The sequence below is a fragment of the Mycetocola saprophilus genome, assembly GCF_000718085.1.
GTDB classification, from domain to species: Bacteria; Actinomycetota; Actinomycetes; order Actinomycetales; family Microbacteriaceae; genus Mycetocola; species Mycetocola saprophilus.
Genome location: NZ_JOEC01000001.1, coordinates 1,176,775 through 1,203,028, shown reverse-complemented (window position 1 = coordinate 1,203,028; position 26,254 = coordinate 1,176,775). Strand labels below are relative to the sequence as shown.

Genomic DNA, 26,254 nt, shown 5'->3' with positions numbered 1-26,254 from the left:
AATACATAACGAGCGTAAAGTTATTGGTGGGAGGCGATCCCTCCCATCCGGATGACGAGTGAGGAGCACCCCATGAAGGCAGCACGTTTCTATGACCGTGGCGACATTCGAATCGACGACATTGCGGTACCGGAGGTGACCGCCGGGACCGTCGGTATCGATGTGGCCTGGTGTGGAATCTGCGGATCCGACCTGCACGAGTATCTGGATGGGCCGATCTTTGTGCCGCCGGCGGGACACCCGCACCCGATCTCGGGCGAGGAGGCACCGATCACCCTCGGGCACGAAATGTCCGGTGTGGTGTACGCGGTGGGTGAGGGCGTCACCGATATCGAGGTGGGCCAGAAGGTTGTGGTCGAGCCCTACATCATCGACCCGCAGTACTCGACCGAGCCCGGCACCAACTACCACCTGACCCCGAACATGAACTTCATCGGTCTGGGCGGCCGTGGCGGCGGACTGGGGGAGAAGATCACCGTGGAGCGTCGTTGGGTGCACCCCATTGCCGACAATGTGCCGCTGGATGAGGCCGCGCTGATCGAGCCGCTGTCGGTGGGCTATCACGCCTATGTGCGCAGCGGTGCCCGGGAGGGTGACGTGGCCCTGATCGGAGGGGCCGGTCCGATCGGGCTGCTCACCGCCGCGGTCCTCAAGGCCAAGGGGGTGACCGTGGTGATCTCCGAGCTGAGCGAGCTGCGCCGCAAGAAGGCCCTGGAATCCGGGGTTGCCGACCACGCGTTTGACCCCTCGAAGGTCAACGTGGTGGAGGAGGTCAGGGCACTCACCGACGGCCGCGGTGCCGATGTTGCGTTCGAGTGCACCTCGGTGAACGTGGTGCTGGATACCCTGGTGGACGCGATCAAGGCCGGCGGCACGATCGTGGTGGTCTCGATCTGGGGCAAGCCGGCGACCGTGGACCTACAGAAGCTCGTGGTCAAGGAGATCGACCTGCGTGGCACGATCGGATACATGGGGAACCACCCGGACACGATCGCGCTGGTGGAGTCGGGCAAGATCGATCTCAAGCCGTTCATCACCGGCAAGATCGGGCTGGATCAGCTGATCGATGAGGGCTTTGACACCCTGATCAACCGCAACGAGACCGCGGTGAAGATCCTGGTCTCACCCTCGGGCGCGGGGCTCTAGGCCGGGATTATGGGCGCTGACTAATGGGCTTTTGACTTACGGTCCCTGGTTTGTGGCCTCTAGCCTTCTAGCGTCTGGCATCTGGCGTAGAGCGCTTAGCCTCTAGTCTCAAGGTGCTGGAGTCTGGAGTCCGGCCAAGCGAGCGGGCGACCGGCCGGTTTCGGCGGGTCGCCCGCCGTGTGTTTTCCCGCCGGTTATGGCGGCGTAAGAACGAGCGTACGATCGCAGGCGGCCGCCAACGCGGTCGAGTGGGTGGCGATCAACACGATGTCGCCGGCCGCCGCCCGTTCGCGCAGGACATCGAGGACGATCCGCTCGTTGCCCGCATCGAGGGACGCGGTGGGTTCGTCGGCGAGGATGATTCGCGGATCCTTGACGATCAGCCGGGCGAGCGCGACCCGCTGCTGTTCCCCGCCACTGAGCTGGTACACCGGGGTGCGCTCGCGTCCGCCCAGCCCCACCCGGTCCAGCGCCGCGGCGGTGCGCGCGGCGAGGACTCTGCGGCCGGGCGAGCGCACCAGACCGAGCCGGATGTTGGCGGCGGCGCTGGCCGAGCCGACCAGGGCGAAGTTCTGAAAGAGGTAGCCGAGCACGTCTCGGCGAAACCGGCGGGCGCGGCCGGGGCCGAACCGAGTGAGCTCGTCCTCGCCGACGGTGATCCGCCCCGAGCTTGCGGGTTCGAGCAGGCCGATCGCGTTGAGGAGCGTGGACTTGCCCGAGCCGCTGGGGCCGGTGACCGCGACCAGCTCCCCGGGCGCAATCTCGGCGGAGAGCTGATGCCAGAGTACGCGTTCGCCGTAGCGCTTGCTCAGATCGTGCAGGGTGAGTGGTGCGGGGTTAGTCATCGGAACCTCCGGTGCGTCGACTGCGGGTGGGGAACAGGTGGAGTCCGGCGATCAGGACGCCGGAGGAGAGTACAACCACGGCGCCGCCGGCCAGGAAGATCGGGAGCATGGAGGGTTCGACCGGCTCACTGCTGCGGTACTGTGATCGTCTAGCGATCTCTGCCACGAGGATCCCGAGCCCGGCCACCGCAAGAATTACCTCAGCGAGGAGGATTCGCCGGAACCGCCTGGTGAACCGCCATCCCGAGGCAAACTGGACAAACAGCTCGGTCGAGCGGTTGCGCGTGGTGAACTCGGCGGTACCCAGCGCCCCGCCGATCAGGACCAGGAGCGCGGCGATCGTCCCGAACACCGCCCCGGTCAGGTCACGCGCGGTACGCTCACGCTCCACCCGCGCGGTTTCGCCTGCCGGTTCGTAGGAGCGAATGATCTCTCCGAGGCCGGCAGCGGTGATCTGCGAGCGCAGGGCGTCGCGATTCAGCACAATGACGCCGCCTCCCGAGGCTGTCGCGGCCAGATTATAGTCGGAGATCGTGCCGGAGCCCGTGGGAGTGACAAGGATGATCGTGTCGGTGAGCCGCGCCGGGGAGGCCTCGCTCGCTCGCTGGGCAAACGTGAAGATCGACTGTCCGTCGCGGATTTTCTGGGCGTCCACCGACGGCGGTTCGCTCGGGGGAGCCGAGCGGTCTTTGTCGTTTTCGCGGCTGCCTTTGACCGCGGCGACGAGGGCGTCGCGCTCGGCCCACCGAGACGCGGGAACGAGAAGTGTGAGTGCGGCAGGATCGGGAACCACGACGGTACCGCGGTCATCGTGAAGGGGTTGAGAGTCCAGAAACTTCGGATTGACCCGAAAAACCGGCAGTTCGCCGGTGACCGACGTGAGCACATCCGACGATGCCAGAATGATGGTTCCGGACTGCTCCTCGGCGCGAATGAGCGCCCCGAGCGCGGGCATCTGTGCCTCGGCCACCGAATTGTTTTGGGCACCGCTGAGGTTGATGAAGCTGGCGGTGGGGTAGGCCCGCCACTCGGTGATTGCCTGATTCTTCTCCTCCAGATCCGCGCGGGTTTGAACCAGAGGAAACATGAGAATAAGGGCGAAAACCAGGGCGGGCACGCGAATAACGAGGAGCAGCGGAAGCGAACCACGTGCGATCGAACGGCCGGTCAGCGCGCGGTGGATGGGCACTCGGGTGGTGATCAGGATGGCGGTAGCGTGGCAGGCGATCAGCAGTGTTAACAGCACGAGTGCGGTCTTCGCCACGACCGTGAGATACAGCGGCAGCTGGTTGCCGCCGTTGCCCCAGACGACTAGGACAGTAGCGCCCAGGACCAGAAAAATCCACGCGGGCCAGAACCCGAGGAAAACATCGGCGAGGTCGCGGCCGAGCAGGCGGAGAGCGGTCGCTCCGTGGAGCCGTCCGATCGCGTAGCGACGAACGGAAGTCAGTGCGCTGAGGACTGTGAGGAGCACGCTGAGGAGGGCAAGTGCGATGAGACCCGGGGCCATCGGTTCCTGGATGAACCAGATGAGGAACGGCCGTGAGTCCGAGAGATCGACGAATTGAGTCGTGTAGCCCGCACGCTCAAATACTGCGGCGACACGATCACGATCGTTGGGTGACCCCTGCAGGACAAAGTCCCCGGCGAGGTCGCCGGTAATTTGTGGGTCAATTGCTTCCACTGTGGCACTGGTTCCCGGTCCAAACTGTGGGTAGCCCGAGCGCACCCATTCGGCCAGATCGCTGCGCGGATCACCGATGATCATGTCCAGCGTGTTTTGGTTTGCTGGGTGTTCGGGATCTGCGCGAAATCTGGCGAGGGTGTATCGCCCCTCGGTGGCGACTCGGGTGAGCTTCGACAGTGTATCGGCGGCCGGGACAACGCCCCGATCACTCGCCACCGCCTTGAACGCGAGGTTCCAGCCGAGGGAACCCGTTCGGTCCTCCATCACCACAAGCGTCGCAAAGACGCCCGCGAGTACCCCGGCCAGCGCAAGGAAATACGCCAGCCGGAGTCCTCGCTGTGGGAGACGCGAGGTCACCTGACGCGCCAGTATGCTCCGTCAATCCGGAATAGGTTGGTATCGGGTGCGTTGGCCTTGGACCATTGTCCGGGATCGACCCATTTCGATCGGACCAGTCCGTTGTCGCCTTCTACGCTGGATCCATGGACCTTGGACCCGTGCAGATAGTACGACCAGTTGTCTCCCAACAGGACGCCCCAATCCCACGTTCCGCCGCCGGGGTGTTCGATCTTCAACGGCTTGTTGTTACTCTGCGTGGAGTTTCCTCCGCCATCGGGCGTGCTGGTATCGGCGGCGAAGGCTCCGGGTGCGAGCGCGCCTCCGGTGAGGAGCAGCCCGGTCACAAGGGAACCCGTGATGATGCCGTTTCTGAGGAGATTTTTCATGGCAATTCCTTTCTTCGTGGTGATCACCCCGCACCGAGTGGGGCGAGGTGGCGGCCACGGTACGCGCCGAAACCTGGGAGCCAGATAAAGAAGCCGAAGTGTGACGCCGGGTGTCGCCAGGTTTCGTTTTTCCGTGGGAAACCGTGAATATGACATCCAAAACGTCATAAAAGGGGTGCCGGGCCGGGCTCGGGATTGCGCCACGCGGCAGAACGGGCGTGATTCTGTCATACGGTCAGGGGGGCCAGACCACGACTCCTAGGCTGGCGATATGGCAAGTATGGAACGGTACACGCTGGGGCATCACCCCAGTGTTCTTCGCACTCACTCGTGGCGGACGGTCGAGAATTCGGCCGCCTATCTTTCCCCGTATCTGCTTGCCGGCTGTCGCGTCCTCGATGTAGGAAGTGGCCCCGGAACCATCACCACCGACATCGCCCAGAGAGTATTTCCGGGCGATGTTTTTGGTTTAGACGCCTCCGAATCGGTTACCCAGCAGGCTACTCAGCGTGCGGCCGGACTCGGCGTCGACAACGCCCACTTCCTCGCCGGGAGCGCGTATGAACTGCCCTTCGAGGACAACTCGTTCGATATCGTGCACGCCCACCAGGTACTCCAGCACCTCGGCGACCCGGTTGCCGCGCTCCGCGAAATGCGCCGGGTAACCAAGCCCGGCGGTATCGTCGCCGCGCGCGATGTGGTGTACGGATCCGCCTCCTGGTATCCACTCCTGCCCGGCCTGGATGAGTGGATGCGCGTGTATCAGGAACTGGCCCGCTCCGGCGGGGGAGAACCCAACGGTGGCCGCTTCCTCAAGGCTTGGGCGCTCGAAGCGGGCTTCACCGAGGTGCGTGCAAGCGCATCGGTGTGGGGCTTCTCCGAACCAGATGAGCGCGAGTGGTGGGGCGGTGCCTGGGCCGAGCGCGCGTCCTCCTCCAACTGGGGACCGGACGCGATCAGCCAGGGTATCGCCACCGAAACCCAGATCCAGCAGATCGTCGACGCCTGGACCGCCTGGGTCGCCGACCCGGCCGGTTGGTACGCGATGCCGCACGGGGAGATCCTGGCGGTCGCGTAGCCGTTCGAGGTGCCCGAGACCCAGGTCGTGGGCCTCGGGTACCTCGCACACCGGTGTGTGGTCCCGTCCGGAGTAGACTCCGAGCATGAGTGACCTGGACCTGCGCAAGCTGCGCTACTTTCTGGTGGTGGCCGAGGAGCTGAACTATGGGCGCGCGGCCGAGCGGCTGCACATCGCCCAGCCCGTGCTGAGCCGGCAAATTACCGCGCTGGAGGGGGAACTGGGGACCACCCTGTTTGAGCGGTCGAGCCGTGGCACCCGGCTTACCGAAACCGGGACCGCGCTGGTGGATCACGCCCGCGCGTTGCTTGCCGGGGCCGCCGCGCTGCAGCGCCGGGCTCGCACCGCGGGATGGCAGGGACCGCACCTGACCATCGGGTTCATGCCGGGCCTGATCATCACCTCGGTGGTGCGCGATCTGGTCGAGCGTTTCCCCGGACTCACCGTGGACGTGCAACGCACCGGCTGGGACACCCAGGTCGAGGCCCTGCTGGAGGGCGGGATCGACGCGAGCTTTGTGCGCCTGCCGGTTCCGCGCCGCGGCCTGCACGTGACCGAACTGTTGCAGGAACCGCGTGTGGTGGTCCTCCCGACCGGGCATCCGCTGCTGGAGCTGGAAGAGATCACCCTCGCCGCACTCACCGCCGAAAACCTTCTGCAGGATCCCGACGCTGTACCCGAATGGCGCGACGCGGTGCTCACAGTGCGCCCGAATGCGCTCTCGCTGGATCGGATCGGCCTGCCCGTGGTGAACACGGTCGAGGAGAAACTGGAGTACGTGGCCGCCGGGCGGGGCATCGTCATTTTGCCCGCATCCACCGCCGCGTTTTATACCCGCGGGGACGTGGTGAGTCGGGCGGTGAGCGACCTGCCACACGGTCGGGTCGGGCTGGCGATCCCCGCCGATCGGCAGACTCCGGTGCTCACCGCGCTGAGCGAGATCGCCGAGCGGGAGGTGGGCACACTGACCGCCGAGCGACTGTCAGTCGCCGACGTGTAACCCGATACCCCTGGGGTATCAACACGCGCAAAAAGGGTCTTGGACGGCCGTGCCCACCTGGATCGACCATGGATCCATGACAGTAAACAACACCTCAAAGATTGTTATCCTCGGCGGAACCTCGGGCCTTGGCCTGGCCACCGCTCGCGCCGCGGCGCTCGCCGGAGCACAGGTTTTCATCGGATCCCGCAACCCCGAATCGGTGCGCCGGGCCCTCGGTGAACTTCCCGAATCGGTGACCGGTTATGCGGTGGACGCGGCGGACTCCGCGAACATTTCCGCCTTCTTCGACCTGGTGGGGGAGTTTGACCACCTGGCCTACACCGCCGCCGAAAACCTCGCCGCGGTTCCGCTCAGCGACTTCACCCCGGACAAGGCGGCCGCATTCTTCGGGCTGCGCCTGTTCCACGCCCTCGACGCCGTGCGCCTCGCGGTTCCGCACCTGCGGGTCGGAGGGTCGATCACGCTGACCAGCGGAACCGCTGCCTACCGGGGCGGACCCGGCTGGCTGCTCGGATCCGCCGCCTCGGGCGCCACGATCTCGGCGATGCGCTCGCTCGCGGTGGAACTCGCCCCGCTGCGCGTCAACGCGGTGGCACCGGGCGTGGTGCGCTCCCCGCTGTGGAACGGCATGAGTGAGGCCGACCGCGAGGCCATGTATGCGGGCACCGCCGCGGGCCTGCCGATGGGCCGGGTGGGTGAACCCGAGGACGTGGCCAAGGCGTTCCTCGCCCTGATGGATCAGGACTTCGTCACCGGGACCGTCTCGGTCGTGGATGGCGGGACGCTGATCGTCTAGGTAATTAGCACGGAACGCCCGTGGGATCGGTGGATCTCACGGGCGTTTTGGGTGTGTACCGGTGAGGGGATGGTGCTCAACCCTCATGGCCGGTCCGGTGATGGCCCGAATTGGACCTAGACCCGCGGCGTCACGAACTCCAGCAGGTTTCCGAACGGATCCTCGGAGATCAGGCGGCGATACGGCGGGAAGAACTCGTCCATCTCCACCGGGAGGCCGTACTCGCGCAGTCGGATCGAGAGCAGGTCGAGGTCCCGGGTCATGATGCCGGGGCGGGCGCGGCGGGCCGGGCGGAAGGGATCCTCGACTCCCAGGTGGATTTCCAGGGCGTCGCCGCGGAACCACACGCCGCGGCGGGCGATCAGCACCGTGGGCTTGCGAATCTCGGTGAGGCCGAGCAGGCCGCCGAAAAACGCACGGGCATCGTCCTCGCCACCGCGCGGCATCGCCAGCAGGACGTGCTGGAGGCCCAGACCAAACGGGGTGTCCGGAACCGGATCCTCACGGTGGGGCAGCGGCTGCGGAATCACGGGGCTCCTTGGGGCTGTGCTGACGGTAAAAGTCTGGGCGGTTGGGTACCGGCCTTGACGGAATTCTCGGGGAGTTTACGTGCCGAATCGGGGAGGCTCTCGGGGCGATGAGGTGCCGATCCGGGGCGCCCGAACTCGGGGCCGGCTGCGGCTCTCAGGAAGGCGGTGCGGTACTCCGGGGTGCTCGGTTTACCAGTCGTCGTCGGGATCGGGGGCGCCCGGCTCGGTGACGCTCGCGGCGCTGCCGTCCGGGTTCAGAACCAGCAGGGTGCCGTCCTCAAGTTCCAGGTGCGGGCGGCCCTCCAGATAGGTGAGGGTCCAGCGCCAGTGTGACAGCTCCGCCGCCGAAAACGACAGCTCCCTGACCGCCTCAACCTCGCGCACCGGCACCTCGGCCGCCGCGGGGAGCGCGGCGGGCAGTGCCGCACCGAACCCCCATCGAGTACCCAGCTGCATGCTAGTTGCCCACCTCCACAAACCGGTCATAGATAATGTACGGGGCCTCCTCGGCCACCCGTGCGTAGAGCGCCCGTGCCCGGGTGTTATCCGGTGCGGTGATCCAGCGCACCGTGGGTGCGCCGCCCTCCCGGGCAAACTCGGCCACCCCGTCCAGCAGTTCGCGGCCGAGGCCCCGGGCGCGTACATCGGGGTCGATCACCAGGTCTTCGAGATAGAGGCCCATCTCGCCGGCCAGCGGCCGGGCGATCCAGCGCACATGCGCCAGACCGACCGGCCGATCCGAATCATCGGTGACCACCAGGGCGTGCAATTGATGCTCGCCCCGGGTGATCCATCCCCACACCAGCTCGGCGTGCTCGTCGCTCACACCGTCTCGAAAGAGCCCCGCATAGGCGGAGAAGAGACGGTGCCAGTCGGCGAACTCGTCGGCACGGATGGGGCGGACACTCATGCTAGGCCTCGGGAACCTCGGCGAAGACGATCTCGGTCACGGCGAGCTCATCGCCGATCGCGGTCTTCAGCTCATTGATGCGTCCCACACCCTGCAGGTCGGTCAGGGCACCCTGCAGGAGGGCGATCTGCTCGGCCGAACCGGCGATGGTGGCGGTGTCCACCGGGGTCTTCTGCGAGGCCTTGGCGTCGGTCTTCGCGCGGCGAATACCGATCAGTGCGGCGCTCGCGAGCGAGAACAGTGCGGGATCGCCGGTGGCGGGAACCTCATCCGCGCTCGGCCAGGTGGCCGAGTGGATGCTGCCCTCGCGGAACCAGGACCACGCCTCGTCCGTGGCGAACGGAATGAACGGCGCGAACAGGCGCAGCAGCACGTCGAGTGCGAGGTGCAGGGCGGCTACGGCGCTGGCCTGGGCGTCGCCCGGCTCACCGTAGGCGCGCTCCTTGACCAGCTCCAGGTAGTCGTCGCAGAACTCCCAGAAGAAGGACTCGGCGATTTCCAGTGCCTTGGCGTGGTCGTAGTTCGCAAACGCGGTGGTGGCGTCGGCCACCACCTTGTTCAGCGTGGTCAGCAGGCTCTGGTCCAGCGGCTCGGTGACCGCGGCGCCCGCGGGGGCCTCGAAGCCGAGGATGAACTTGGTGGCGTTCAGGACCTTGATCGCCAGGCGGCGACCGATCTTGATCTGCGTCGGGTTCTGCGGGTCGAATCCGGCATCGGTACCCAGGCGGCTAGTGGCGGCCCAGTAGCGGACGGCGTCCGAACCGTGCTTTTCCAGGATGTCCGCCGGGGTGACGACGTTACCCTTGGACTTCGACATCTTCTTGCGGTCGGGGTCGAGGATCCAGCCGGACAGCGCGGCGTCGCTCCACGGCTTGCGGTCGTCCTCAAGGGTCGAACGCAGCATGGTCGAGAACAGCCAGGTGCGGATGATGTCCTGACCCTGCGGGCGCAGGCTGAACGGGGCAACGAGGTTCCACAGCTCGGGGTCGCGCTCCCAGCCACCCGCGAGCTGCGGGGTCAGCGAGGAGGTGGCCCAGGTGTCCATCACGTCAACCTCACCGATGAAGCCGCCGGCAACGCCGCGCTGGTCCTCGGTGTAGCCGGGTGCGGGGTCCGCGGTGGGGTCAACCGGCAGCGACTCGGCGGTCGCGGCGATTGGGGCGTCGTAGTTGGGTTCGCCGTTTTCGTCCAGCGGGTACCACAGCGGCAGGGCCACACCGAAGAAGCGCTGACGCGAGATCAGCCAGTCACCGGAGAGTCCGTTGACCCAGTTCTCGTAGCGCACGCGCATGAAGTCGGGGTGCCAGTTCAGCTCGGTGCCGAGCTCCAGCAGGCGGGCGCGCAGGTTCTCGTCGCGGGCACCGTTGCGGATGTACCACTGACGGGTCGAGACGATCTCCAGCGGCTTGTCACCCTTTTCGAAGAACTTCACCGGGTGGGTGATCTTCTTGGGCTCGCCGATCAGCGCGCCGGCCTCGGTCAGCAGCTCGACCACGCGGGTCTTGGCACTGAACACGGTCTTGCCCACGAGCGACTCGAAGGCGGCCTTGCCGGCCTCGGAGGTGATGGCCTCGGGGGCTTCGGCGATCACGCGGCCGTCCTTGCCGATGATGGTGCGGTTCGGGAGGTCGAGCTCACGCCACCAGATGACATCGGTGAGGTCACCGAAGGTACAGATCATCGCGATACCGGCACCCTTATCGGGCTGAGCCAGGTGGTGCGCGAGCACGGGCACCTCAACACCAAACACCGGGGTGGTCACGGTGGTGCCGAAGAGGTCCTTAAAGCGCTCGTCATCGGGGTGCGCGACCAGGGCAACACAGGCGGCGAGCAGCTCGGGACGGGTGGTCTCGATCTCGATGGTGCCGCCATCGGCCTTGGCGAAGGACAGGCGGTGGTAGGCGCCGGGCTGGTCCTTGTCCTCCAGCTCGGCCTGGGCCACGGCGGTACGGAAGGTCACATCCCACAGGGTCGGGGCGAGGGCCTGGTAGGCCTCGCCGCGCTCGAGGTTGCGCAGGAATGCCAGCTGGCTGGTGCGGATCGCCTCGGGGGAGATGGTGCGGTAGCTCTGGTCCCAGTCGACCGAAAGGCCGAGGTCGCGCCACAGCGACTCGAACTGCTTCTCGTCCTCGACGGTCAGCTTCTCGCACAGCTCGATGAAGTTGCGACGCGAGATGGGCAGCTGATCTGCGGCCTTGCTCGACTTGCCGTCGCCACCCTCGTGCGGCGGCACGAAATCGGCCACATAGGGCAGGGTCGGGTCGCAGCGCACGCCGTAGTAGTTCTGCACGCGACGCTCGGTGGGCAGACCGTTGTCATCCCAACCCATCGGGTAGAAGACCTGCTTGCCGTTCATCCGCTGGAAGCGGGCGACCACGTCGGTGTGGGTGTAGCTGAAGACGTGACCGATGTGCAGCGAACCGGAGGCGGTGGGCGGCGGGGTGTCGATCGAGTACACGCAGTCGTGACCGGCCTCGAGGGCGGCGGCACGGTTGAAGCGGTAGGTTCCGGCGTTTTCCCAGACCGAGCCCCACTTGGCTTCGAGGCCTTCGAGGGCGGGCTTGTCGGGGACGGGGGTGCTCATCGCATGCTCCGGTTTCGTTATGGGCGGCACGGTGTGTACGTGCCTAATGGGTGACTAACGTCCAGTTTAGCGGAGAGCCGCCCGCCCGCGAGGCGAACTGCCGTGTCGGAGTCGCGCGTCGGCTACGCACGGTGCGTTCGCCGGGAGAATCGCCGCTATGTGACGAAAAAAGCCGAATCCCTTCTGAGCGTCCAGCGGCTACTCAAGGTCTGGTGTGTGACTGGTCACTCGTGCGGCTCGGTGTCGCCACGCGTGAGATCGGGAGTCCACAATGTCAAGAGTTCGGCGGGGGAGCGTCCCGTCCTGGGGTTTTCCCGTCGCCGTGCTTCTAGCCGTGCTGATACTCGGGTTGTATACCGGATTCCGCGATTCCTCGCACAGCCTGGTGAGCGGTCCCGAGGGGGTCTACGCCGCTTTCGCCGGTAGCGGCATTCGACTGCTGCTGCCCCTTGTTGCCGCGTATCTGGGCGGCGGTCGTCTCGCCCATGAGCTGCATGCGGGATGGATTCCCTTAGTTCGGGCACGTACCGATATTCGCCGTTATTTGACTTCGCTGCTGGCGCGCGGGGTTGCGATTTCGGGGGTGGGTTTTGCGCTGATCGGGATGGTCTGGTGGATCGTGGCCGCCACGATTATTCCCACTCTCTTCCCTCGCGCCATTGTGCCCGAGGAGTTTGGGCCCTCGGCCGAGGCCGTACGAGCCGTAGCCGAATCGGCCGGACAGCTGGTGGTGCTGTTGCGCGGCGGCGGTGTGGCCTTCGGTGCCGGAGTGGCGTTGTGGCTCGGGGGTCATGCGGCCGTGTTTGCCGCGCTGGGCTTTGTCTCGGCGCTGATATTTCGGAGCCGTGTGCTGGCACTGGTGTTTCCCCTGGCGGTGTACATGATTCAGAGTGTGGTCGCGCAGGTGGGGAGCAGGCCCGAACTCTCTTTTGTTATCGGTGCCGTCTATCCGGGAGGGTTGCAACGCTTCACGCTGGGCGATGCGCTGGCCCCGGGGCTCATCCTTGCAATGTTGGTACTGCTCGCGCTGTCGATACTGTTGGCGCGTTCTCGATCACATCCGAGACTGGCCTAGGTCTCGGTCATGTGGCGCTCAATTTTTCGTGGACTCTGCCAGGGGATTCTCTCACCCGCCGGACCGGCAGTGATCGCACTCATGGTTGCTCTGGCTCTGGCCGCATCCACGGTGCGCCCGCCGGGGCCGGAGACAAATGCGTGGGATCTGTATTTTGTGGTGGTGGGCAATCCCCAACTGGGCGGAATCCTGTTCCTATTTTGGGCGGTCCCCGTGACGCGCGCCCTGAACCGGTTGGGCCTCCCGGACACCCTGATCCGCTCCGGATCCCGCGCCCGCGCGGCTTGGGAGGCGACGGGGGAGCTCGCGGGTAGGGGCCTGGTTCATGTGGTGATGCTTTGCATAGCCGCCCTGGTAATCGCAGCACCGCGCGGTACGGGGGCGGGCTGGAGCGGCCAGGCAATCGGCCACACCTCGGAAGAGCTTGCGGAGGATGGCGCGGGCAGCTTTGCCGAATACCTCGAACTGCCGATCTTCGCGGTCATCCTTCACCTGGTGTGGGTCGTGATTGCGCTCGCCCTGGTGACGGCGCTCGCTCTCGCGCTCGCTGCCGCCGGACTCGCCAAGACCGCACGCGTGATCATCCCGATCACCGGAACACTGATCACGCTGGCAGCATTTGGTGCCCTGCCCTGGCGAGACCCGCCCGCCCGAGTGGGGGCGGCTTCGCCCGTCTGGAGCATCGACCCGGCGAGCCTGATCGATCCCGGGCATGCCCTGAATACCGGAACGTGGCCGGGCACGGGGGCGTTCCTCGGTCTTCTCACCTTCGCCTCGGTTCTTGTGCTGTGTCACCGTGACGGCCGCCGTCTCCGGGGTGGGCGGTGGGTGGGGGTGGGTGCACTGGTCGTGGCGGGCATCATCACCGTGTGGGGTACGGGCCTTGTCGCGGGCACCCCGAATGAGATTCTGGCGACACTCATTCCCGGCAGATTCGCGGACCCGATCGGGTATGTTCGCACACTTCTTTTGCCCCTGGTTGCGGCCACACTCGCGGCCCACTACCTGGCTACCGCGGGGGCCGCCTGGCATCAGCAGCTGGTGCTTCGCCGAGGCAGTCACACCCGGTGGTTGGTTTCTACGCTTATGCGGTTCGCTGCCCTGGCCGTGATCACGGCGGGCATCGGCCTCATTCTCGTGGTGATCCGGGCACCCAGCCTCCTTACGGCCGAACCCCTTCATGGGGGAGCTCGAGGTACCGCTGTACTCGCGATCCTTGCCCTGGCCCTGTTCGCACAGACGCTCATGTTACTTACGCTGGTGCTCCTGCTCTGGTGGGTGCGGGCGATCGAGCATGCGTGGCCGGTGGCACTGGGCAGCTATGTGGTTCTTGGTTATCCGGCGATTATTCAGCTGGGGCCGATCGCCCCGCTAATTTCCGTGCGGATCGATCCGGGCCATCCGGGAACAATCTGGCCCGAACTTGCCGGCCCCCTCATCCCTGCGATCGGGCTTGCCCTCAGCCTGGCCGTTCTTGCTCGCACTCGTATCCCATATTCGCTTCGCTCGGCTCTGGAAGGAGCCCCCTCATGATCATCACCGTCACACAACTGGTCAAACGCTTTCGGGGACAAACCCTGTATGAGCACGTTAACCTGGCAATTGAACCCGGGGAGATTCATGCCCTGGTGGGGCCAAACGGTTCGGGGAAATCGGTCCTGCTTCGGCTGCTCTGCGGCCTCGTGAAGCCCGACGGTGGCGAGGTGGTTATTGACCCCAAATTCCTCGACCGACACAGGGTTTTTCCCGACCGCTTCGGCGTGCTGATCGATCGTCCCGGAGCGCTGCTGCATCTCAGTGGAATCGATAACCTCAAGACACTCGCCCGGATTCGTCGTCGCACCGGTGAGGCGCAACTCGCCGAACTGATGCGGTCTTTCGGACTCGACCCCGAAAACACCGGGCGGGTGCGGCAGTATTCACTGGGGATGAAACAGAAACTGGCGCTCTGCCAGGCTTTCATGGAGGAGCCCCAGGTCTTGATCCTGGATGAGCCGTTTAACGCGCTCGATGCGGCCTCCGCGCAGTCACTTCGCGAGCGGCTCGTCCGCCTTCGCGATGAGGGCATCACCATCGTATTTACGAGTCACGATCCGCATGATGTCGACCTGCTGGCCCAGCGGGTATTTGTGATCGAGGACCAGCAGGTAATCGAGCGACCGCCCGGGCATTCCTCAGACGTACTCGGCTAGGTGAAACTTCAATCGAAGCTAGTGACCGGAATGCCTACCCTTGCGCGGGTGTGGTTACTCCATACGGCGAAGCACAGACTGAGGGTCACGACGAAATGAGGTGATCACATGCCGAAAATGTTGAATCGAGTGGTGGTGCTTGGCGGCGGCGGGCCGGGAGGTCTTGCGTGGATGACTGGATACCTCCATGCGATCTCCACACGGGTGAATCTCACCCAATATGAGGATATGGTTGTCCTCGGAACCTCGGCGGGGGCAACTGCTGGCGTTTTGCTCCTAAACCACGGAGCGATTAGGGCGGCATATCTCAATATGCTTCGTCAGGAGACGACGGACCGGGAAACGAATATACCGCGGCGTTCCAGGAATTTTTCGGCTGAAGCCGGGCGAATTCTCCCCGAAGCGCGAGATGAAGCCGCCTATTCGCTGCTCTGGGCGGATTTTGCACTACGAAGCGAATACGCCGACCGTCAGTTACTCCACCGTGAGCGAATCGACACTATTCGCATGAGACTTGGCGAAATCTGCTCTTGGCCCCAAAAGTCACTTCAAATAGTGTCCCTGCAGGCGTCGACGGGTGAACGTGTCATTTTGGACTCGAACTCAAAGGTTCCGCTATTCACGGCCATAGCATCAGCCAGTGCTGTTCCGGGCATGTGGCCGCCAGTCGATGTCCGCCTTGGCGACCGCGAGGAGACCCTTTTTGACGCGGGCGTATTGAGTGACACTAACGTCGATCTTGTGGGGCAGGCTCGACGGCTACTCGTGATTCAGCCCACACCGAACCTCCAGGGGCCACGAGACTCGGAAGCACCCGCGCGTGCGCGGGCCTTCGTTGTAGAGCCCGATAGGTCATCAGCGTCGATACTTCATGGTCGCCTCATGGACCCCGACGTGCAGCGGGCAGCTGCGCGTGCGGGTTTCGTACAGGGTATTCATGAAGCTGAACGTCTGGACGACTATTGGACGTCGAAAAATGACAGCTAGGGCCGTACCCACGCAGATGGGTGTGCCGCTGCAATCGCTGGCGGGAATCAGGGTTTTACCCGCACTACTGATTTTTCTTGCACATGCTCTGCAGTATCGAGTATTTCGAGATGACAATCTTCATCTGGCGACAACTCAAATTTTTAACAAGGTCGGATACGAGTCAGTATCCTTCTTTATCGTCCTGAGCGGATTCATCATTACTTGGGTTGCATCGAGACAGCGCGTCAATGGGGAGTTCATCGCACGTAGATTTCTCAAAATCGTACCTTCGCACGTGATCTTGTGGGGTATCTGTTTAGTTGTATTGGGATGGCCGGGGCTATTGCCCGCGATTGCGAACCTTGTTCTTGTGCACGGTTGGGTTCCTAACGATTCATACTTCTTCAGCCTTAATGTTCCCGCGTGGACACTCTGTGTTGAGGTGCTCTTTTATGGAACGTTTCCACTTGTGCTCCCCTGGATAACTCGACGTTCAACCAAGCTGCTCTGGATACTGGGAACCGCACTCGCCACTGTCGTGATTCTCTTGCCGTGGGTTCTTTCGATTTTTCCAGATGGCCGTACGCTCAGCGAACCCGCGTTTCTGACCGGAGCTGATCAGGTGGATGTGTCTCAGTGGAAGTTTTGGTTAGTTTATTTGTTTCCGCCAATCAGATTGATTGAATGTGTGATTGGTGCAATCGTGTGCACGATTTTTATGCGACGAAGTTGGCCTACCGTCTCGCCATACCTGGTGGCCATACTCACCGTGCTGGCCATTGTCTATGCAACCCTGTGGGCACCATTCCTGGTAGCGCTGACCTCGCTTACGCTGGTGCCAATTGTGTTGATCGTCGCGGGCATCGCAAATGCTGAGTGGCGATTGGGAAGGTCGCACGCGTGGTTGTCTCCCGTGGCTACGCTTGCGCCATTTACGTTCTCGTTTTACCTGGTTCAGTGGCCGATTATTACCGTATGGACGAAATACGTGAGACCCGCCGATGGGTATGAACTTTGGGGCGCACTGGGCGCGCTTTGCATGCTTTTCGTGGTCGCCACATCGATGGCGTATTCGCTCCACCGACTGATTGAACGGCCCGTGGTGCACATCGCAAGAGGATTTCTCGGTAGAAGGCGCGCGCGGAACCGTAATCCGCAAACCCGATCGACTTGAGGCTGTGTCGTCATCGTGTCCGATCGGTGTCGGGATCCCCAACCAGACACCGATCGGACACGAACCCGCGGCGGGGTAACGCGGCGGGACGCTCGCCTCTCACCCGGTTGCGCGGCTGCACCATATTGGTGGGCGCGGGTGATCGGCGGTAGTGCTATCCAATCGTGCGAATCCGGGTCGGTCAATTTGGTATTGCGCCCGATGTTGTCCGATGACCGAGTGTTGCGTCAGGTTGCGGGAAAAGTTTCCAGTCCGCGTCGAAAGACCGCCAGAACCGCATCCAGGGAGACCTCGATGGGCCGCGGCATCTCGAATGCCCCGGCCAACGTCAGCTCAACGAATCCGTGCAGGAGTGCCCGCAGCCCACGGATCGCGTCGATCCGCTCATCGGGGCCCAGGGGGAACTCCGACAGCGCCTCCTCGATCCGCTCGAGGACCCGCAGGGCCGCCGCCTCATGGTGGGTGTTTTCGGGATCGGGGGCGCGCAGCGAGGCGCGGTAGAGGCCGGGTTCGGTGCGGGCGAAGGCGAGGTAGGCGTGGGCGATGGTTTCCAGTGTGTTCGCCTCGCTCAGCGCCTCGTCCAGGGCGAGCACCGCGGCGGCCGCCACCGTGGCGCGGAGTGCGTCGAGGCCGGTGACATGGTTATAGAGACTCGGAACGCGTACCCCGAGCTCGCGTGCGAGAGCACCGAGGGAGAGTTCTTCAAAGCCCTCGGCGCGCACCAGCTCGATTGCCGCATCCCGCACCCGATCGGGGGTGAGGCCCGCCCTAGCCACGCTGGGCCCGCGCAAACTCGATGATGGCCCGGGCGACGATCTCCGGACGCTGAGACTGCGGGTAGTGCCCGGCGTCGGGAACCATGAGCGTGCGGCCGCCGGTCTGCGTCGCGATCCACTGCGCCTCGGCGCGCGCATCCTTGAAGTCGGGATCCTTCTCACCCATGACCACGAGGGTCGGGGTGGTGGTGTCGAGCGCCGCCTCGGCGGGGGCGTGATCGGCGCGGGTGGTGAGACGGAAGGCGTGGAAGGCATCACCGGGACGCAGCGCCTGGCGGACGCTGGCGAGATACTCGGCCTGATCGGCGGGCTTGGTGCCCGCATAGAGGTTGGGGAGGTATCCCATCCACACCGCGCGGCCCCAGAGCGGCTGCAGCAGAATGTTGAGGATCCAGCCGAGGTTGCCCGTGGGGTTGCGCACAAACGGGCCCACCAGAACGTTTCCCCGAATATGGCTCGTGGCGCGGGCGGCCATCACCGCGGCACCGGCGGCCATCGAGTTGCCCACGACGATCGCATCCTCGTCGAGGAAGTCGAGCAGGGCCACGATGTCGGTGGAGGTTGCGGCATCGCCGTAGTCGGTGAAGGTTTTGTCGCTGTCGCCGTGGCCACGCAGGTCCATCGTGATCACCGAGAAGCCGGCGGCCACGAGGGCCGGGGTGGTGTGCCGGTAGGAGCTTCGCAGGTCGCCCATGCCGGGAATGCAGACGATCAGCGGACCCTCGCCGCTGCGCTCGAACGCGACGCGCCCCTCGGGGCGGGTGAGGTACTGAATGCTGGATGTCATCTCAAATTCCTTTCGACGGGTTAAAACTAACGCTATTAGTTTTTAATGTCAACCCGGTCTGGGACACTGGGATAATGAACCGAATTGACCCCGCTTCCTCCGGCGATGAACGCACCATCCTGGTGAGCCTGCTGGATTATCACCGCGCCACGATGCTGGATAAGACCGCGGGGCTTGACGCCTCCCAGCTTGCCGCACGAACCACCGTCTCCACGCTGACCCTCGGGGGTCTGCTGCGCCACCTCACGTATGTGGAAGACATCTGGCTGGCGCGTCGGTTCCGAGGCGCGGACATGCCCGAACCCTGGGCGAGTGCCCCCTGGTCCGATGATCCCGACTGGGAGCTCACCTCCGCCGCGGGGCTCGCGCCGGAAACGCTGCGCTCGGACTATGTGGCGGCGATCGAACGCTCCCGAGCCCTGCTCTCCGAGGGGGATTTTGATGCGCTCGCCGCGGTGCCCGATCAGTACGGTGCCGTGTGGAACCTGCGCGGGATTATCGCCCACCTAATCGAGGAGACCGCCCAGCACAACGGTCATGCCGACATCATCCGCGAGGCGCTGGATGGAACTGTGAGCGATTAGGGACGTGCCGAACGGGACGGATCGGTGTTCGAGCGAGACCGGGCTGCTAGCGTGGGCGGCATGAGCCTTCCCGCGTCCCCTCGTCCGCTGACCCGGAGCGGTCGGATCGCCGGTGGCCTGGGTCTGGGCCTGATCGGTGCCATTCACGTGGTGTGGGCTACCGGATCGTCCTGGCCCGCGCGCACGCGGCCCGAGCTGGCCCGAGCCGTGGTGGGATCCGAGGAGATGCCTGGCCCGGTTCCCTCGGGGATCGTGGCGGTGGGAGCGCTCGCCGCTGGCGTCGCCGTGTCGGGGGCCGCGGGGGAGAGCGGGGTTGTGCGAACCGCGCGGGTGCTCGCGGCCGCGGGTGTGCTTGCACGCGGTGGGGCGGGCGGGGTCCTTGCCTGCCGGCTGCTGAAACTCCCCGAGCCCGGAGAGACCTTTCGCCGCCTGGATGCGCGCGTCTATCGGCCGCTGTGCCTGGCGCTGGGGATCGCCCTGCTGATCGGCGCGCGCCGACGCTAGCGGCGGGTACTCGTGGCGGGTCGGCGTGGCGGGTCGGGGTGGCCTAGCGGTGTGCCGCCGTATCGGCGAGGAGCGCCCGGGTGTACTCGTCCCCGGGATTACCAAATACCCGTTCGGTGGGTCCCGATTCGCGGATTTCGCCGTCCTTCATGACCGCGACCGTGTCGGAGACGTGGCGCACCACGTCCAGGTCGTGGGAGATGAACAGGAGCGCGAGTCCGCGCTCGCGTTGAAGCGCATCGAGGAGGTCGAGCACGCGTGCCTGCACTGTCAGGTCCAGCGCCGAGACCGGTTCGTCGCACACCAGGATCTCGGGATTCTGCGCCAGCGCTCGGGCGATCGAGAGCCGCTGCCGCTGACCGCCGGAGAGTTCCCGCGGTCCTCGACCGGCAAGCGTCGATGGCAGTCCCACCGCGTCCAGGGAGTCGGCGATGGCGCGTTGCCACCCGGCCGCACGCAGGGTCCGTCCGTGTGAGTGTGCATCGGCGAGGATTTGATCGACGCTGAGCCGGGGATCGAAGGTGGCCAGCGGATCCTGGAAGATTGCCGCGATGCGGTGACGGTGCGGACGTCGCGCGGATTCGGGCGCGGGAACCCACGCCCGCCCGTCCAGCTCCACGGTTCCCGCATCCGGGGTTTCCAGTCCCAGGATCAGGCGCGCGAGCGTGCTCTTGCCCGAGCCGGATTCGCCGATCAGGCCGAGCGTGGTGCCGAGATGTAGGGTCAGTGAGGCCTCGCGCACGGCGGGAACCCGGAACCCGCGGGCGCCGAAGGTCTTGGACAGCCTGCGAGCCTCGAGGATCGGCGCGGGCGTGGAGGAAAATGCGGGTGCGGGTGCGGGTGCCGACGGAGGCGTGGGTGCGAGTGGATCGGATCCGGCCGCGCCGGTGTCTCGCCGCGTGCTGGTAATGACGTCTGCGAGCAACACGTCGCCGGGTACCGTCGCGGCGTCGGGTGCTGGGGTGCTGCCGGAGCCGAGACGCTCCGTCGAAGGCTCGGTCCGGCCGGTCACGGCCGGGGTCTGTATGGCCTGGGGCATCGGCGCCGCCAGCAGTGGCACGCCCCGGGGCACTCCCGCGGGGGAGGCCGCCAGCAGGATCCGGGTGTATTCCTCGGCCGGATGTTCGAGGACCGTGGCTGCCGGGCCGCGCTCGATGATTCGTCCCTCGGACATCACGGCCACGGTATCGGCGATTCCGCGCACCGCGTCCAGGTCGTGACTCACCAGCAGCAGCCCGGTACCCGCATCGCGCAGCGAGCCGAGCAGCTCAAGGATCCCGCGGCGCACCCGCGCATCCAGGGCGGTGGTGGGTTCATCGGCGATCAGCAGCGCGGGTTCCCCGGCCAGGACGCTGGCGATCAGCGCACGCTGACGCAGCCCGCCGGAGAGCTGACCCGGTCGTTGCCGGATGCGCGCCTCCGGCTCGGGGATCCCCACCGCGTGCAGCAACTCCAGCGCGCGTGCATGCCGCGCGGAGGCACCCAGCCGGGTGTGTAGTTGAAGGGTGCGATCGATCTCGTGGCCGATCGGGCGCAGCGGATCCAGCGCGCCGAGCGCGTCCTGGGGGATGAGTCCCACCCGGCCGCCGCGGAGTGTGCGCAGGCCACGCTCGCGCAGGCCGAGCACATTGGTATCGGCCACCCGCAGCACCTCGGCATCCACCCTTGCCCCCGATCCGGCGAGGCCCAGAATCGAGCGGGCGCTCACGCTCTTGCCCGAACCGGACTCTCCGACGAGGGCCACGCACTCACCGGGCGCGATCCTCAGATCGATCCCCGACACCACCTCGGTGGTGCCAAACCGGATGCGCAGACCGCGCACCTCCAGCAGCGGCTGCGTGGGATGTGGTGTTTCAGAACGGCCGGTCGACGGGAAGGGTGTCATGATGCGCTCCGATCGGTGCGGGCGAGCCCGCGCCCCAGGACCGTCGCCGAGACGGCGGTGAGGACGATGAAGAGGCCGGGGAAGAAGGTGAGCCACCAGAAGGTCGCGATGAACTGACGCCCCTCATTCAGCAGCGCACCCCACTCGGCGGCGGGCGGCGCGACGCCGAGGCCCAGGAAGCTGAGCGCACACACCCACACGATTGCCTGACCGAGGCCCAGGGTGGCCAGCGAGGCGAGCGAGCGCGCGGTGCCCGGAAAGATGTGGCGAGTGAGGATGTGCACCCGTCCGCGTCCCTGTACTCGGGCCGCCTCGACGTAGCCGGAACCGGCGATCTCGCGCACCCGGCCACGGATGATGCGGGCGTATCCGGGGGCGGTGGCGAGTCCCACGGCCACGGTGGCACCGAGGGCGCCGGGCCCGGAGATCACCATGACGAGCAGTGCGAGCACCAGCCCGGGGAAGGCGAGCAGGACCTCGATCAGTCGGGAGGTGCCAAAGTCCAGCCAGCGCGGGCCGAGTCCGGCGAGGAGCCCGAGGATCGTGGCCAGGCCGATACCCAGCGCGGTCGCGCCGAGGCCGATCAGCAGGGAGGGTCCGGCACCGTGAATCACCCGGGTGTAGAGGTCGCGGCCCGAGCCGTCGGTCCCGAACGGGTGGGCGCCGCCGGGCGGCTGGAAACCCGCGGCCGGATCGATCGCCAGCGGATCACCGGGGGCAAACAGCGCGGGGAAGATTGCGGCGATCACCAGGAGCAGCAGGATCAGGGCGGCGATCAGCCGGGGGATGTCGCGCGCGCGCAGTGTGAATCTGTGGGGCGTATGCGAACCCCACGGGGAGGCTGTGCGTGGGGGCACGGGCTGCGAGGCCCGTGCGTGCTGGGCGTGTGGGGGCGTGGACGGCGAGGTGGGCTCGCTGCCGGGACGTTCCTGGCGTGTGTTCTCGCTCATGCCCCCGCCCCCGCCTCGGTGCGGATGCGCAGGGCCGGGTTCAGCGCGCGCTCGGCCAGATCGGAGAGCACACTCACCACCAGGTACGCCGCGGCGGCGACCAGGGTCAGCCCGATCACCAGCGGCACATCGCGCACCTGCACGGCCGATACCAGGGTGCGCCCGAGGCCCGGCCGGGCAAAGATCGTCTCGACCACCACGGCGCCGCTCATCAGCGAGCCAAAGGCCCAGCCGGTCAGGCCGATGGCCGGCCCGGCCGCGTGCCGCAGCGTGTGCCGGGCAAACACCGAGGCGTGGGATTCCCCGCGGGCCCGCGCGGTCAGCACAAAGGGCTGCGCGGCGGCGTCCTGCAGGGCCTCGCGCAGCAGCTGGGCGAGGAACCCGGCCAGGGGGATTGCCAGGGTCAGCGCGGGCAGGATGATCCCGCGCGCATCCGGGGTGGCGATTGCGGGCAACCAGCCCAGACCGGTCGCAAACAGCAGAATGAGCACGCTGCCCAGCCAGAAGTGGGGGAGGACCGCGGCGGTCATCTCGATTCCGGCGGCGATGCGCGCGGCCACCGGACCTCCGGCCACCGACCAGAGTGCGAGGCCCAGCGCGATGACCCAGGCGATCACCAGCGACCAGAGCGCGAGTTCCAGGGTGCCGGCGAGCTGTTCGCCCACCACCTCGGATACCGGGGCGTGCAGCGAATAGGAGGTGCCCAGTTCGCCGCGCAGCAGACGCCCCAGGTAGTCGAGGTACTGCTGCCACAGCGGCAGGTCGAATCCGTTTTCGGCACGCACGCGGGCGAGTGCCTCGGCCGAAGCCTGGGACCCGGGGCCGCCGAGAAAGGCCTGGGCGGGATCGCCGGGGATCAGCCTGACCGCAAAAAATGTGGCGGTGGCGGCGGCCCACAGCACCAGGATCGCGCCGCCAATCCGCATCCCGACCGCGACGATGATCCCGCGGGAACCGCGAGCGCCCGCCCGCACCGAAGCGGTGCGGGCGGGCGTGGCGGCGTCGGGCCGGGTCAAACTATCCGGCAAACGAAACCCCGCGCAGCAGCGGGTTACCCACCGAGTTGACCTCGCCCACCCCGGTCAGCTTGCCCGAGTAGAGGAAGTGGTTCTGCTGGTCGTAGAGCGGCAGGATGTAGTAGCCCTCGAGGATGGTCTTCTGCGCCTGCTCATACAGGCTTGCTCGCTCGGTCTGATCGCCGGTTTCGGCGGCCCGGGTCAGCAGGTCATCCAGCGCCGGCAGGTTGACCTGCGCGTGGTTCGCGAAGTAGCCGCTGGGAGCCGGGGTGATCCCGGCGGAGTGGTAGAGGATGCGCAGCACATCCGGGCCTACCTTGGTGTATGGAGCGCTCACCAGATCGTAGTCGTTTTTGCCCAGAGCCTCATACCAGGAGGAGAGGTCCAGCGGGGTGATGGTGATCGCGATCCCCAGCCCCTTGGCCTGCTCCTGAATCTGCTCAAACAGTGACTGCTCGGCGGGGATGGACTGGTTGGTGCTGACGGGGAACTTCAGGCTGAGCTTCTGCCCATCCTTCTCCCGGATCCCGTCGGTGCCGGGCACCCAGCCCGCCTCATCCAACAACTTCTTGGCCGCGTTCACATCGGTGTCAAACAGCTTGGGTTCGGAGAATCCGAGCTTTTCCACGCTGGACAGCGGCGAGTAGGAGCGTGTGGCGGTCCCGAAAAACAGGGTCTTGATACCGGCATTGACGTCCACGCCGCGCACCAGTGCCTCCCGCACGCGCTCGTCGGCGAGCGGTCCGCGGGACGAGTTGAACTCGATCCGGTTGACCGAACCCGGACGCGGGGCGTCGAGGTGCTTGATCTCGTCGGAGGCCGCGCTGGCGGCGATGGTGTCGGGCTGGGCGTTGTCGATCATCTGCACGTCCCCCGAGCGCAGCGCAGCGATGCGGGTTGCCGAGTCGGGAATGAAGCGCCAGGTGATTTTCGCCAGCGCGGGCTCGCCCTTCCCGGTGGTGTAGTGCGGGTTGCGGCTGAGGGTCACGCTGTCCTGGCGCTTCCAGGAGTCGACCACAAACGCGCCAGTCCCGATCGGGGCCTGGCAGTTTTCGTCCTGGCTGCGGGCGAGTCCGGCGGGGGACTCGATCGCGAGCCAGGGCTGGCTGAGGGATTCCAGCAGCGCGCTGTCGGGCTGGCTGAGGTTCAGGGTGACCGTGTGGGCGTCGGTCGCGGTGGCCTTGCTGACCTTGGCGAGGGCCAGGTATCCGGTCGAGGACTTGGTTTCGGGATCCTGGACGTGCTCGATATTGCGCACCACGGCGGCGGCGTCCAGCGGGGTGCCGTCGCTGAACTTCACGTTGTCTGCCAGGGTGAAGGTCCAGGTGAGGCCGTCCGGGGAGGTGGTCCAGGACTTGGCCAGCCACGGGGTGAACTCGCCGTCTTTATTCTCGGAGACCAGCTGCTCCAGGAACTGGGCGGCCAGCAGCGACTGCGGATAGTTGCCACCCACATGCGGGTCGAGGCAGGTCGGTTCGGCGTCCCCACTGGCGTAAACCAGGGTCTTATCGGTGGAGACGGGTTCGGTCGGGGCCACGGCCGAGCAGGCCGAGAGCGCCAGGGCCGAGCCAAGAAGCAGCGCGGGCACGGCAAAACCGAGCAGGCGACGATGGGTATTCACGGGAACCTTCCTGCCGATCCGGGTTTTTGGATCGGGTGCAAGAACCCAGCCTAGCGCGAGTGCGGCGTGGATGTAAAACGTGTGTCGCCCGCCCGCTAGGCTGGGGGAAATCCGATGAAAGGACACCGCGGTGACCGAAGCTTCCCCCGCCGCCCGAGTGGGCCGTCCGCGCCGATCCTCCCGGCAGATGCTTGAGGATGCCGCGGCCGAGCTGTTCCTGGAGCAGGGGTATCCGGCCACGTCGATCGAGCAGATCACCCAGCGCGCGGGGGTGAGCCGAAACACCTTCTTTAACTACTTCGGGGCCAAGTCGGATTTGCTGTGGATCGATCTGGACCCGTCCATCGCCGCGCTGGTCACCGCACTCGGAGCGTCCGGCTCCGAGGAGGGGACCCGGCTGGAACGGCTCACCACGCTGATTCTCGCGGTGGCGGCCGAACATCCGGCCTCCCGGGTGCCGTGGGCACTGAGCCAGGTTGAGCTGATGGGAACCCGCGCGGACCTGGAGGCCTCGGCCCCGGCACGCCTGCTGGCGCTCGCCGAGGCGATCCAGACGTTTGTGGCCCCCGAGGAATCCGAGTTCATCGCCCGCACCATTGGATCGGTCGCGGTGGGCGCGATTGCCGCCGGCGTGGGTGCCTGGATTGCCGCGGGCGTGCGCCGGGACCGGCTGGAAACCTATGTGGCCGCGGCGCTGCGCCCGGCCCTGGCCGGATTCACCAATCTCGCGAAGGGGACCCGATGACCGAGGCCTGGCCCGCACCCGTTTTTTCGCCCATCGAACCGCCGAAGCGTCGCCATCGCGGGCTGATCATCACCCTGAGTGTGCTCGCGGTCCTGGTGCTCGCCGCCGGGGGTGTCCTGTTTGCGCTGGGTCAGGGCGCGGGAAGCACCGCGACGCTGCGGATCGTCCAGCAAAACAACGCCCATGCCGACGCGTCCTTTGTGCTCGCTGGATGCGAGATCCAGGCGGGGCAGACCGAGTGCACCGCAACCAATGGTGAGGTGTGCAAGGGCGCGGCCGGCGGCCAGCAGTGCACCAAGATTCCGGTCCCCGAGGATCGCCGGCTGCGAGTGCAGACGGCACTCGGCCAGGACGCCGCCTGGGTAACCGCGCGGCTCGGGTGGGACTCGGCTCAGGCGGCGGGCAGTGCCACCGACGCCGGATCCTGCACCTTCATCGGGGAACCGGGGCAGTCCTTCACCTCGCATCCGTTTGGTGCCGAGGTGGACTATACGATCACCCGCACCAACGTCTTCGGCCAGACCGAGACCAGCCCGGTCCTGCACGGTTTCCGCATGCTGGGCCACGCCTGCGGCGAGCCCGAGGACCCCGATCACGACCATGACGAGGACGGCGAGGGCGGGCACTAGACAGGGTTCCACGAGTTTGGATGCCTGGACGTCGCTCTCCGGC

Annotated in this window: 26 protein-coding genes; 13 read left to right on the top strand and 13 right to left on the bottom strand. The window is 66.1% G+C overall.

What is annotated here, in order from left to right; genetic code table 11:
• Positions 1-72: 72 nt before the first annotated feature.
• Entirely contained in the window at positions 73-1,146 is a 1,074-nt protein-coding gene (locus tag IE92_RS0105410; RefSeq protein ID WP_030143852.1) for a 2,3-butanediol dehydrogenase, read from the top strand.
• A 194-nt stretch (positions 1,147-1,340) separates the two neighbouring features.
• Here IE92_RS0105410 and IE92_RS0105405 read toward each other — a convergent pair whose 3' ends face one another.
• From IE92_RS0105405 to IE92_RS18530, 3 genes are read right to left on the bottom strand one after another with little or no spacing between them, the layout of a single operon-like run.
• Positions 1,341-1,991 (bottom strand): ABC transporter ATP-binding protein, encoded by a 651-nt coding sequence (locus IE92_RS0105405; protein WP_030143851.1) that lies wholly within the window; start codon positions 1,989-1,991, stop codon positions 1,341-1,343.
• Positions 1,984-4,035 carry a hypothetical protein gene (locus tag IE92_RS0105400; RefSeq protein ID WP_030143850.1) on the bottom strand — a complete coding sequence of 684 codons (2,052 nt, stop codon included), beginning with the start codon at positions 4,033-4,035 and terminating at the stop codon, positions 1,984-1,986. The genes IE92_RS0105405 and IE92_RS0105400 overlap by 8 nt, the downstream gene beginning before the upstream one ends.
• Positions 4,032-4,559, bottom strand: a complete 528-nt coding sequence (locus IE92_RS18530; protein ID WP_281173588.1) for a lactococcin 972 family bacteriocin — start codon at positions 4,557-4,559, stop codon at positions 4,032-4,034. The genes IE92_RS0105400 and IE92_RS18530 overlap by 4 nt, the downstream gene beginning before the upstream one ends.
• A 115-nt stretch (positions 4,560-4,674) precedes the next feature.
• Here IE92_RS18530 and IE92_RS0105390 point away from each other — a divergent pair, with 115 nt between their 5' ends.
• The 3 genes from IE92_RS0105390 to IE92_RS0105380 all read left to right on the top strand — a co-directional run bounded on the left by IE92_RS0105390 (position 4,675) and on the right by IE92_RS0105380 (position 7,280).
• On the top strand, positions 4,675-5,481 hold the full coding sequence (locus IE92_RS0105390) for a class I SAM-dependent methyltransferase (RefSeq protein ID WP_043321959.1): 807 nt from the start codon (positions 4,675-4,677) through the stop codon (positions 5,479-5,481).
• A gap of 85 nt (positions 5,482-5,566) precedes the next feature.
• Entirely contained in the window at positions 5,567-6,481 is a 915-nt protein-coding gene (locus tag IE92_RS0105385; RefSeq protein ID WP_030143847.1) for a LysR family transcriptional regulator, read from the top strand.
• A gap of 76 nt (positions 6,482-6,557) precedes the next feature.
• The gene (locus tag IE92_RS0105380) at positions 6,558-7,280 is read left to right on the top strand and encodes an SDR family oxidoreductase (RefSeq protein WP_030143846.1); all 723 of its coding nucleotides are present in this window, start codon (positions 6,558-6,560) and stop codon (positions 7,278-7,280) included.
• Positions 7,281-7,396: 116 nt separating this feature from the next.
• On the opposite strand, the gene IE92_RS0105375 is transcribed toward IE92_RS0105380, so the two are convergent.
• The 4 genes from IE92_RS0105375 to valS form a co-directional block, all read right to left on the bottom strand.
• Positions 7,397-7,810, bottom strand: coding sequence for a VOC family protein (locus IE92_RS0105375; protein WP_245601221.1), 414 nt, complete (start codon positions 7,808-7,810; stop codon positions 7,397-7,399).
• A 189-nt stretch (positions 7,811-7,999) separates the two neighbouring features.
• The gene (locus tag IE92_RS0105370; RefSeq protein WP_030143844.1) at positions 8,000-8,266 is read right to left on the bottom strand and encodes a hypothetical protein; all 267 of its coding nucleotides are present in this window, start codon (positions 8,264-8,266) and stop codon (positions 8,000-8,002) included.
• Between the two features lies 1 nt (position 8,267).
• Positions 8,268-8,720 carry a GNAT family N-acetyltransferase gene (locus tag IE92_RS0105365; RefSeq protein WP_030143843.1) on the bottom strand — a complete coding sequence of 151 codons (453 nt, stop codon included), beginning with the start codon at positions 8,718-8,720 and terminating at the stop codon, positions 8,268-8,270.
• A gap of 1 nt (position 8,721) precedes the next feature.
• Positions 8,722-11,304: a valine--tRNA ligase gene (gene valS, locus IE92_RS0105360; RefSeq protein WP_030143842.1), complete on the bottom strand. Its 2,583-nt coding sequence runs from the start codon at positions 11,302-11,304 to the stop codon at positions 8,722-8,724.
• 271 nt (positions 11,305-11,575) lie between these two features.
• Here valS and IE92_RS0105355 point away from each other — a divergent pair, with 271 nt between their 5' ends.
• The 5 genes from IE92_RS0105355 to IE92_RS17750 all read left to right on the top strand — a co-directional run bounded on the left by IE92_RS0105355 (position 11,576) and on the right by IE92_RS17750 (position 16,714).
• Positions 11,576-12,379 (top strand): hypothetical protein, encoded by an 804-nt coding sequence (locus IE92_RS0105355; RefSeq protein WP_211250755.1) that lies wholly within the window; start codon positions 11,576-11,578, stop codon positions 12,377-12,379.
• An 81-nt stretch (positions 12,380-12,460) separates the two neighbouring features.
• Positions 12,461-13,912: a hypothetical protein gene (locus IE92_RS0105350; protein ID WP_156027398.1), complete on the top strand. Its 1,452-nt coding sequence runs from the start codon at positions 12,461-12,463 to the stop codon at positions 13,910-13,912.
• Positions 13,909-14,571 (top strand): ABC transporter ATP-binding protein, encoded by a 663-nt coding sequence (locus IE92_RS0105345; protein WP_030143839.1) that lies wholly within the window; start codon positions 13,909-13,911, stop codon positions 14,569-14,571. Before IE92_RS0105350 ends, IE92_RS0105345 begins: the two co-directional genes overlap by 4 nt.
• A gap of 108 nt (positions 14,572-14,679) precedes the next feature.
• The gene (locus tag IE92_RS19140; RefSeq protein ID WP_081864037.1) at positions 14,680-15,558 is read left to right on the top strand and encodes a patatin-like phospholipase family protein; all 879 of its coding nucleotides are present in this window, start codon (positions 14,680-14,682) and stop codon (positions 15,556-15,558) included.
• Positions 15,509-16,714 (top strand): acyltransferase family protein, encoded by a 1,206-nt coding sequence (locus IE92_RS17750; protein WP_162178487.1) that lies wholly within the window; start codon positions 15,509-15,511, stop codon positions 16,712-16,714. Before IE92_RS19140 ends, IE92_RS17750 begins: the two co-directional genes overlap by 50 nt.
• A 227-nt stretch (positions 16,715-16,941) precedes the next feature.
• On the opposite strand, the gene IE92_RS0105340 is transcribed toward IE92_RS17750, so the two are convergent.
• Both IE92_RS0105340 and IE92_RS0105335 read right to left on the bottom strand, forming a co-directional pair.
• Entirely contained in the window at positions 16,942-17,490 is a 549-nt protein-coding gene (locus IE92_RS0105340; RefSeq protein ID WP_030143838.1) for a TetR/AcrR family transcriptional regulator, read from the bottom strand.
• A complete protein-coding gene (locus IE92_RS0105335) occupies positions 17,483-18,277 on the bottom strand; it encodes an alpha/beta fold hydrolase (protein WP_030143837.1) in 795 nt (264 codons plus the stop codon). The genes IE92_RS0105340 and IE92_RS0105335 overlap by 8 nt, the downstream gene beginning before the upstream one ends.
• Positions 18,278-18,351: 74 nt before the next feature.
• Here IE92_RS0105335 and IE92_RS0105330 point away from each other — a divergent pair, with 74 nt between their 5' ends.
• Entirely contained in the window at positions 18,352-18,861 is a 510-nt protein-coding gene (locus IE92_RS0105330; protein ID WP_030143836.1) for a DinB family protein, read from the top strand.
• A gap of 60 nt (positions 18,862-18,921) precedes the next feature.
• The gene (locus IE92_RS0105325; protein ID WP_156027396.1) at positions 18,922-19,365 is read left to right on the top strand and encodes a DUF3995 domain-containing protein; all 444 of its coding nucleotides are present in this window, start codon (positions 18,922-18,924) and stop codon (positions 19,363-19,365) included.
• A 43-nt stretch (positions 19,366-19,408) separates the two neighbouring features.
• Here IE92_RS0105325 and IE92_RS0105320 read toward each other — a convergent pair whose 3' ends face one another.
• The 4 genes from IE92_RS0105320 to IE92_RS0105305 are packed head-to-tail and all read right to left on the bottom strand — an operon-like array spanning position 19,409 to position 24,837.
• The gene (locus IE92_RS0105320) at positions 19,409-21,250 is read right to left on the bottom strand and encodes an ATP-binding cassette domain-containing protein (protein WP_051701811.1); all 1,842 of its coding nucleotides are present in this window, start codon (positions 21,248-21,250) and stop codon (positions 19,409-19,411) included.
• Positions 21,247-22,200, bottom strand: coding sequence for an ABC transporter permease (locus IE92_RS0105315; protein ID WP_081864039.1), 954 nt, complete (start codon positions 22,198-22,200; stop codon positions 21,247-21,249). The genes IE92_RS0105320 and IE92_RS0105315 overlap by 4 nt, the downstream gene beginning before the upstream one ends.
• Entirely contained in the window at positions 22,197-23,216 is a 1,020-nt protein-coding gene (locus IE92_RS0105310; protein WP_245601220.1) for an ABC transporter permease, read from the bottom strand. The genes IE92_RS0105315 and IE92_RS0105310 overlap by 4 nt, the downstream gene beginning before the upstream one ends.
• A gap of 1 nt (position 23,217) precedes the next feature.
• Positions 23,218-24,837 carry an ABC transporter substrate-binding protein gene (locus tag IE92_RS0105305; protein ID WP_051701812.1) on the bottom strand — a complete coding sequence of 540 codons (1,620 nt, stop codon included), beginning with the start codon at positions 24,835-24,837 and terminating at the stop codon, positions 23,218-23,220.
• 130 nt (positions 24,838-24,967) lie between these two features.
• On the opposite strand from IE92_RS0105305, the gene IE92_RS18525 reads away from it, so the two are divergent.
• Together IE92_RS18525 and IE92_RS0105295 are read left to right on the top strand one after the other, a co-directional pair.
• A complete protein-coding gene (locus tag IE92_RS18525) occupies positions 24,968-25,582 on the top strand; it encodes a TetR/AcrR family transcriptional regulator (RefSeq protein ID WP_030143830.1) in 615 nt (204 codons plus the stop codon).
• Complete coding sequence (locus IE92_RS0105295) at positions 25,579-26,211, top strand: hypothetical protein (RefSeq protein ID WP_030143829.1); 633 nt, start codon at positions 25,579-25,581, stop codon at positions 26,209-26,211. Before IE92_RS18525 ends, IE92_RS0105295 begins: the two co-directional genes overlap by 4 nt.
• Positions 26,212-26,254 lie beyond the last annotated feature (43 nt).

Coding starts and splice junctions, on each gene's coding strand:
- IE92_RS0105410 (WP_030143852.1), top strand. CDS start 73: ATGAAGGCAGCACGTTTCTATGACCGTGGCGACATTCGAATCGACGAC.
- IE92_RS0105405 (WP_030143851.1), bottom strand. CDS start 1,991: ATGACTAACCCCGCACCACTCACCCTGCACGATCTGAGCAAGCGCTAC.
- IE92_RS18530 (WP_281173588.1), bottom strand. CDS start 4,559: ATGTCATATTCACGGTTTCCCACGGAAAAACGAAACCTGGCGACACCC.
- IE92_RS0105390 (WP_043321959.1), top strand. CDS start 4,675: ATGGCAAGTATGGAACGGTACACGCTGGGGCATCACCCCAGTGTTCTT.
- IE92_RS0105385 (WP_030143847.1), top strand. CDS start 5,567: ATGAGTGACCTGGACCTGCGCAAGCTGCGCTACTTTCTGGTGGTGGCC.
- IE92_RS0105380 (WP_030143846.1), top strand. CDS start 6,558: ATGACAGTAAACAACACCTCAAAGATTGTTATCCTCGGCGGAACCTCG.
- IE92_RS0105370 (WP_030143844.1), bottom strand. CDS start 8,266: ATGCAGCTGGGTACTCGATGGGGGTTCGGTGCGGCACTGCCCGCCGCG.
- IE92_RS0105365 (WP_030143843.1), bottom strand. CDS start 8,720: ATGAGTGTCCGCCCCATCCGTGCCGACGAGTTCGCCGACTGGCACCGT.
- valS (WP_030143842.1), bottom strand. CDS start 11,304: ATGAGCACCCCCGTCCCCGACAAGCCCGCCCTCGAAGGCCTCGAAGCC.
- IE92_RS0105355 (WP_211250755.1), top strand. CDS start 11,576: ATGTCAAGAGTTCGGCGGGGGAGCGTCCCGTCCTGGGGTTTTCCCGTC.
- IE92_RS0105350 (WP_156027398.1), top strand. CDS start 12,461: ATGGTTGCTCTGGCTCTGGCCGCATCCACGGTGCGCCCGCCGGGGCCG.
- IE92_RS0105345 (WP_030143839.1), top strand. CDS start 13,909: ATGATCATCACCGTCACACAACTGGTCAAACGCTTTCGGGGACAAACC.
- IE92_RS19140 (WP_081864037.1), top strand. CDS start 14,680: ATGCCGAAAATGTTGAATCGAGTGGTGGTGCTTGGCGGCGGCGGGCCG.
- IE92_RS17750 (WP_162178487.1), top strand. CDS start 15,509: ATGAAGCTGAACGTCTGGACGACTATTGGACGTCGAAAAATGACAGCT.
- IE92_RS0105335 (WP_030143837.1), bottom strand. CDS start 18,277: ATGACATCCAGCATTCAGTACCTCACCCGCCCCGAGGGGCGCGTCGCG.
- IE92_RS0105330 (WP_030143836.1), top strand. CDS start 18,352: ATGAACCGAATTGACCCCGCTTCCTCCGGCGATGAACGCACCATCCTG.
- IE92_RS0105325 (WP_156027396.1), top strand. CDS start 18,922: ATGAGCCTTCCCGCGTCCCCTCGTCCGCTGACCCGGAGCGGTCGGATC.
- IE92_RS0105320 (WP_051701811.1), bottom strand. CDS start 21,250: ATGACACCCTTCCCGTCGACCGGCCGTTCTGAAACACCACATCCCACG.
- IE92_RS0105315 (WP_081864039.1), bottom strand. CDS start 22,200: ATGAGCGAGAACACACGCCAGGAACGTCCCGGCAGCGAGCCCACCTCG.
- IE92_RS0105295 (WP_030143829.1), top strand. CDS start 25,579: ATGACCGAGGCCTGGCCCGCACCCGTTTTTTCGCCCATCGAACCGCCG.